6 protein-coding genes are annotated in these 6,622 nt (G+C 69.6%); 2 read left to right on the top strand and 4 right to left on the bottom strand.

The features are described from left to right. Both ACFWPJ_RS21190 and ACFWPJ_RS21185 read right to left on the bottom strand, forming a co-directional pair. Nucleotides 1-994, bottom strand: a 994-nt coding sequence (locus tag ACFWPJ_RS21190; RefSeq protein WP_378853841.1) for a tyrosine-type recombinase/integrase, incomplete at its 3' end; no start/stop codon positions are given. 254 nt (nucleotides 995-1,248) lie between these two features. Further along, nucleotides 1,249-1,668, bottom strand: coding sequence for a hypothetical protein (locus ACFWPJ_RS21185; protein ID WP_378853840.1), 420 nt, complete (start codon nucleotides 1,666-1,668; stop codon nucleotides 1,249-1,251). A 211-nt stretch (nucleotides 1,669-1,879) separates the two neighbouring features. Between ACFWPJ_RS21185 and ACFWPJ_RS21180 the strand changes: the two genes are divergently transcribed. Beyond that, nucleotides 1,880-3,013, top strand: coding sequence for a serine/threonine-protein kinase (locus ACFWPJ_RS21180; protein ID WP_378853838.1), 1,134 nt, complete (start codon nucleotides 1,880-1,882; stop codon nucleotides 3,011-3,013). A gap of 6 nt (nucleotides 3,014-3,019) precedes the next feature. Here the strand turns inward: ACFWPJ_RS21180 and ACFWPJ_RS21175 are convergent, their stop codons facing one another. Together ACFWPJ_RS21175 and ACFWPJ_RS21170 are read right to left on the bottom strand one after the other, a co-directional pair. After that, nucleotides 3,020-3,661: a response regulator gene (locus ACFWPJ_RS21175; RefSeq protein WP_378853836.1), complete on the bottom strand. Its 642-nt coding sequence runs from the start codon at nucleotides 3,659-3,661 to the stop codon at nucleotides 3,020-3,022. 85 nt (nucleotides 3,662-3,746) lie between these two features. Further along, nucleotides 3,747-5,135 (bottom strand): PspC domain-containing protein, encoded by a 1,389-nt coding sequence (locus ACFWPJ_RS21170; RefSeq protein ID WP_378853843.1) that lies wholly within the window; start codon nucleotides 5,133-5,135, stop codon nucleotides 3,747-3,749. A 760-nt stretch (nucleotides 5,136-5,895) separates the two neighbouring features. Between ACFWPJ_RS21170 and ACFWPJ_RS21165 the strand changes: the two genes are divergently transcribed. After that, a complete protein-coding gene (locus ACFWPJ_RS21165) occupies nucleotides 5,896-6,525 on the top strand; it encodes an MspA family porin (RefSeq protein ID WP_378853834.1) in 630 nt (209 codons plus the stop codon). Nucleotides 6,526-6,622: the final 97 nt, after the last annotated feature.

Genomic DNA, 6,622 nt, shown 5'->3' with positions numbered 1-6,622 from the left:
TGTGCGCCCGCGCGCTCTGTGTGGGCGCGCCCCCCCCCCGCTCGATCGCCTCGCGTAGCCGTTCTACCGAAGGATGTAGATAGGGCTCCGAGGACGAGGGGCAGAGGTGTCCGAGCAATGCCTGGATCTCGTCCAGCAGTGCCCCGGAGTCGGCCAAGTTGCTGGCGAACGCGTGTCGGCCCTGGTGCGGTGTGACCGAGCGAGGCAGACCGGCTCGACGGCCCAACCTGTCGAACAACTCGTTGATCGCATCCACGCTCATCGGCGCGCCCAGCGGCGCGCGAAATAGGTTGACCAGCAGGAAGTCACAGTTCGCGGCCGCGGGCTGGTCGGCCCGCTCGAGCAGGTAGAGATCCAACGCGCGAACCACCAGAAAGTCCAGCGGAACCGCACGCGAATGCCGCGACTTCGCGACGGCGCCGTTGGCGTTGTCACGTCGAATGACGTGCAGATGCGCGCCCTTGACCGGGCACAAGTGTGCCGAATTGTCCGGCAGCAGATGCAGATCGGCTCGCCGTAGCCCTGCGGCCTCGCCGCGGCGCAGCCCCGCGCGCGAAAGCAGCAACACGATCAGCCGGTCTCGCGCCGAGCGGCAGACGCGGAACAGCGCGACGATCTCGGCGTCGCTGGCGCGATCCACCGCCGCCTCCGGCTCACGCATGCTGTGCCGGGCCTTCAACCGATACCGCAGCGCCGAGTTCTCACCCCGAGCCACCGCTGGCAGATCCATGGTGTCGCCGACCTCCCACAGCTGCTCCAACACCCAGTCCGGCGCTTCCTTCGAGACAACCGCGAAAGACAAGAACCCCCGTGTAGCGACCAGGATCTTGTTTATCCGCGATGCGCTCCGCACCTGTTCGGCACCGGGGCCGACCACAACTCGGTCACCAGTCGCCCGCGTGTACTTCAACCAGACGATGAAGAGCCCGAGATCCCTCGCAGCCGTTGGCCAATATCGCCCCGTGCTTTCGCACCAGCGCAGGAACAGCGCCACGCACTCGGCGTAGGACTTCGTGGTCGACTCGGCCCGGTCTCGCCCGAACCTCAACTCCCTCAGATACCGGTCCGCGACCGGCTCAACTTCGTAACCAGCGTCGATCACCGTCCAGTACTGGACGCCCGACGGCATCCGAACCCGAAAGGCTCGCAACCAATCCTCCGCTCTCCGTAGGTGAACTACACGGAGCCACAGAGCTACACCCCAAAAGAACTGTCGCAAAACCTCATCGGAGTGTCGTCAGCACGACATCACACAACACACTCAGATCCCCGAAAGAAGGCCACTTCGGCCGGATCGGGGCCGGGGTCGGCGATCACCGCCAGCCGGGACAGCTGGGCGCCCATCTCGGCGGCAGCCAGCAAACCCAGCCGGGGCAGGCCGACCACCGCGGCGTGACCACCGTCGCCGGTCACCGCGGCGAGCAGGCCCGAGAGCATCGAGTGCGCGCCGGAGTACGCGACCACGGCGCCCTTGGGCAGCCCGCCGTCGGGCAACAGTGCGGCCAGCGGTGCGGGCACCGGCAACAGATCGCGGCGTAGTGGCTGCTCACGCGGTATGTGACCGGTGGCGGACTCGCCATGTCCCGGCACCGACGCCATCCGACGGCGCAAGTCGTCGAGCGTGCGCTCACGGGCCGCCACCTCGGGCGACAACGCATCCGAACCCATCAACACCACCTACTTCCACGATGGACCCGCGAGCGGAGAACCGCCCAGCACCGAAACGACAGCACCGTTTCAGCTATCGATCGTATTCGAATATACGTTCGATAGCGACCAGGGTGACACCCACCCCCATCTCGTGTCCACAGCGGGGGCCCTTATACCCGCGCGCCGTGATATCGGCCAGTCATCGGCATATTCGGCTACCCTCGCACCCGTGACCGAACGTGCTCGTCCCCATATCGGCCCCGACTACCTCGTCGCGGGCCGCTACCGCCTGCAGTCGAAGTTGGGCGGCGGTGGCATGGGTGCGGTCTGGCTCGCGACGGACCGGCTGCTGAACCGGGAAGTCGCGATCAAGCAGGTGCTCTCCACGGCCGGGCTGAGCGAGGCCGAGGCCGAGCGAATTCGCAGCAGCATCGTGCACGAGGGCCGGGTGGCGGCCAAGCTGTCGCACGAGCACGCCATCGCCGTCTACGACGTGGTGATCGAGGCGGGCGAACCCTGGCTCGTCATGGAGTACTTACCCTCGCGCAGCGTGGCCAAGGCGCTCGCGCTGGTCGACACGCTGCCCGCGGTCGAGGTCGCCCAGATCGGCGCGCAGGTGGCCGACGCGCTCGCCGCCGCGCATGCCGCGGGCATCGTGCACCGCGACATCAAGCCGGGAAACATCCTCGTCGCCGATCGCGGTCCCGATCTCGGCAAGGCCAAGCTCAGCGACTTCGGCATCTCCCGTGGCGCGGGCGACACCCACGGCGACGACCCCGAGGGCACCATCACCGGCACCCCCGCCTACCTGCCGCCCGAGGTGGCCCGCGGCGCCCAGCCCACCGAGGCCAGCGACGTGTTCTCCCTCGGCGCGACGCTCTACACCGCACTGGAGGGCCAGCCGCCGTTCGGTTTCGACGAGGACGAGAACGACGTCGTCACCAGGGCCGCGATGGGCCGGATCATCCCGCCCACCCGCAGCGGCATCCTCACCCAGCCGCTGCTGCACATGCTCGAGCCCGCGCCGCAGCGCCGCCCGACGATGGCCCAGGCCCGCGACGAGATCCTCACCGCGGCCTTCGGGCCCGGCACCGCCGCCTACATCCTCGGTGTGCCGCTGCGCACCGAGGACGGCACCATCCCCTCCTGGGCGGCCCGCAACTCCGCCAGCGGCCTGCGCAGCCCTCACTCCGCACCGCTCCCGCGCCCGCAACGCGCGCCCCTCGCCACCCCGCCCGCGCCGCAGCAGCAGCGCACCGGCAGCTTCGTGGACAACCTGCCCAACGGCGCACCACTGGCCATCGGCGCGGGTGTGCTGATCGGCCTGGTCATCCTGATCGCGCTCATCATCGCAGTGATGTAAACCCTCTCACTCGATGCGGCGGCGATGCGCCCAGCGGGTCAGGGCATTGCGATTCGACTGCTGAGTTTTGCGAAGCACGTTCGACGCGTGGGTCTCCACCGTCTTCACCGAGATGAACAGGGTTTCGGCGATCTCGCGGTAGGTGTAGCCGCGGGCGAGCAGGCGCAGGACCTCGAGTTCGCGCGGGGTGAGCGAGTCCAGTTCGGGGTCGAGCGGCGGTTCGGGGACCGGGGAGCGGCCGGTGAACGAGTCGAGGACGAAACCGGCCAGGCGGGGGCTGAAGACGGCGTCACCGCCTGCGACGCGGCGGATGCCGTCGGCCAGTTCGGCGCCGGAGATCGTCTTGGTGACATACCCGCGCGCACCCGCCCTGATCACCGCGATCACGTCCTCGGCGGCATCGGACACGCTCAGCGCCAAGCACACCGGGCCGTCGGCGATCCCGGTCAGCACCGCGACACCGCCGCCGTCGGGCATGTGCACATCCAGCAGCACCACATCAGGCCGCGCGGCATCGATCCCGGCGACCGCCTCGGCCACCGCGCCCGCCTCGCCGACGATCTCCATGTCGGTCTCCCGGCTCAGCTCGGCGCGCACCCCCGACCGGAACACCGCGTGATCGTCGACCAGAAACACCCGAACACTCACTGACAGCTCTCCTCATCCCACCCGTGCGATCGACTTGCTCATCGGTACCACAGTTCTCGCGCGGGTTCGCGCGTCGTCACCGCGCTCAGCGCTGCCCTGGCGCGTTGTCGCGCGCTCCTCGACGGGCGGGCTGCGGGTCCGGTCCGCCGACACCCTGGTCGGTCGGGTCGGTGCGCTCGGCGGTCGCGCCATCGGCGGGCGTGGTCTCGTCGGGCGTGACCTCGTCGATGCTGCCGGAGTCGGTGCGCGGCATCACGATCCGCACTTCGGTGCCGCGGCCGATCGTGGAGTCGATCTCGGCGGTGCCGCCGCGGCGTTCGATCCTGGCGCGGATGGACTTCGCGAGTCCGCGACGGTCGTCGGCCACCTTCGAGACGTCGAAACCCGCGCCGCGGTCGCGGACGAAGATGCTCACCTGATGCGCCTCGGCCTCGGCGAACAGGTCGATCTCGGGGACGCCCGCGTGCTTGGCCGCGTTGACCAGCGCCTCCCGGCTCGCGCCGAGCAGCGCGGTGAAGTGTTCCTTGGGCAGGCCCGCGCCGGTCTCGCCGGGATCCATGACGACATCGCCGACCGTCACCGGCGTGACCTTCACGCCGTGCTGATCCTCCACCTCGCCCGCGATGGTGCGCAGTGCCGCGGCCAGACTGGACTGGGCCGGGGCGGTGTCGTCGAACAGCCATTTGCGCAGTTCGCGTTCCTGGCTGCGGGCCAGGCGCAGCACCTCCTGCGGGTCCTCGGCCTGGCGCTGGATCAGGGCGAGGGTCTGCAGCACCGAATCGTGCAGGTGCGAGGCGATCTCCTCGCGTTCCTCGTTGCGGATGCGGGCGCCGCGCTCGGCATTGAGCGCGCGGACCATGCGCAGCCACAGCGGCACCGTCAGCAAGCCCGCGCCGACCAGCGTGACCGCGACCGCGATCAGCGCCGAACCGAGCGAGCTCAGATCGATCCTGGCCAGCACGACCACGCCGAGGCCGACGACAATCAGCGTCGCCCCTGCCACGATCCGCGACCAGGTGACCACCGACGGTCGCGCTGGCAGCCCGAACAGCGCGCGCGGACCCGGCGCGGCGACGTCGTACTCGCGCCAGACCAGCGCGGCGCCGACCGCGATCACGACGATCGGGACGATCACCCTTGCCGCGGTGCCCTGGAACAGCCACGACACCGTTACCGCCAGACCGAGGCCGAGCAGGGCCAGTCCGATCGCCTGCCTGCGCTCGTCGCCGGTGGGCTTCGCCGCGTCGCCGCCTGCCGGGGTGAAGATCCACAGCAGTCCGTAGGCCACCAGACCCGCGCCTAGCAGCGCGGACAGCAGCACAAACGCCATCCGCACCTTGAACACGTCGACGCCGAGATGATCGGCCAGACCACCCGCGACCCCACCGACCACCCGGCCACCGGTCCGGCGAACCAGGCGCGGGGTCTCGGGCAGCGGTGCACCGACCGGCTCCGGACCCGGCGCGGGCAACATCCCCGGCAGGTAACCGCGCGGGACGCCGTAACCCATCGGCGCCGCCGCACCCGGATACCCGGGGTAGGGCCCGTACGCCTGGGCGCCGCGGTAAGGGGGCTGCGGAAGATACGGCTGCGGTGTCCCGTAGACGGCACGGCCGTTGCCGAGCGCGCGCGCTACGAAACGCGGCGAACCCTTCGGCCGGCGCCCACCGCGCGGATCCACCGCCGCGCCGGGCCCACCCACACCGCCGTACGGTGCGCCATTGCTGCGGTAAGCAGCGCCCGCGCTGGGTCCGACAGGGCGATTGGACGCGGCATAGCCGTTGGCGGGGATGCCATGATTCGGCCCGGCTGACATGGTGACGGCAGGGTGTGGAGCGGCGTTCCCGGCGGTGGCGCCGGACCCCGGTGGGGTGGCGGGCCCCTGTGCGGGGTCGCGAGTGGGAACAGACGGATCCATCCTTCGATACTGGCACGCATGACCCGGCGCCGACATCAGGAAACTCCCTGATCTCCTCCCCGAAATGCGCGAATAGCCGCCGACCTGGGGTGTGACGTGTCCGGTCCGGACGGAAAGCAGGCTCCACCAGGGCATTCGCCGATGTCACCGATCGGGGCGTCGGGCGTGCCGCGACGCCGGACCGGATAACCGGTCACAGCGCTCTCACCTGGGATTCTCAGCTCGTCTGCAAGGTAAGCACCAGCTCACACCAAGGCCGATTTCCTACGTTGATGCCGGGCCGGAATTCACGGCCCTCACTTCAGGGGAGGAAACGTTGAACATCATCACCACCGTGCTGGGTGCCACCGCCGTCGCGCTGACCACCGTCGGGATCACCCCCGTCGCGTCGGCGACACCGATGGCCCCGCACGAGACGACCTATCTCGGGCCCGCCGGCTTCGAGCTGACCCTCGGCCACACCGATCAGTCCTACCGCCAGGTCCCCGCGCTCAACGCGATGCCGACCAACCGGGAGGTGTTCCTCGACAACACCGCGTACGTCACGGCGCCCGCCGGGGCGACCGGGACGCTCGAGTCCGGCTATCTCGTCGCCTGCGCGGTGGACGTGACGCTGTCGGTCGGGCTGAACGGCGGGATCTCGGTCAGCGCGGGGGCCACCATCGGGTTCGGCTCGTCGGGGCCGGATGTGTCCGCCGATATCGGTCCGTCGATCTCGGCGGGGATGGACCTGAACCTGTCGCTGGCGCCGGGCGAGATCAAGAAGATCGATGTCGGGAGCATGCCGCTGAGCTCGGGCACCACCTACCTGGTGAACCGCGACTTCCATCTGATGGTCGGCAATTGCGGCGGGCCGCTCAACATCTACTCCTGGGCGACGGTCACGGCGACCACACCGGCGGTGAGCGCGACCAACTCGGTCTTCGGGGACACCATGTTCCTCTGACGCGAATCGGGGGGCCGGCGCCCCCCCGGGGGCCCTCGACCACCAAAATAATCACCCCGTCGGGTTTTCGAGCACGGGGGGGTCGTGTACACAACCC

The sequence above is a fragment of the Nocardia sp. NPDC058497 genome, assembly GCF_042720195.1.
GTDB lineage: Bacteria > Actinomycetota > Actinomycetes > Mycobacteriales > Mycobacteriaceae > Nocardia.
Note: the sequence above shows the minus strand (reverse complement) of the source record. Positions and strands in the feature narration are given on the sequence as shown.

What these genes read in the sequence shown, in the direction of transcription:
- ACFWPJ_RS21185 (WP_378853840.1), bottom strand. Translation starts at nt 1,668, where the DNA reads ATGGGTTCGGATGCGTTGTCGCCCGAGGTGGCGGCCCGTGAGCGCACG.
- ACFWPJ_RS21170 (WP_378853843.1), bottom strand. Translation starts at nt 5,135, where the DNA reads ATGTTGCCCGCGCCGGGTCCGGAGCCGGTCGGTGCACCGCTGCCCGAG.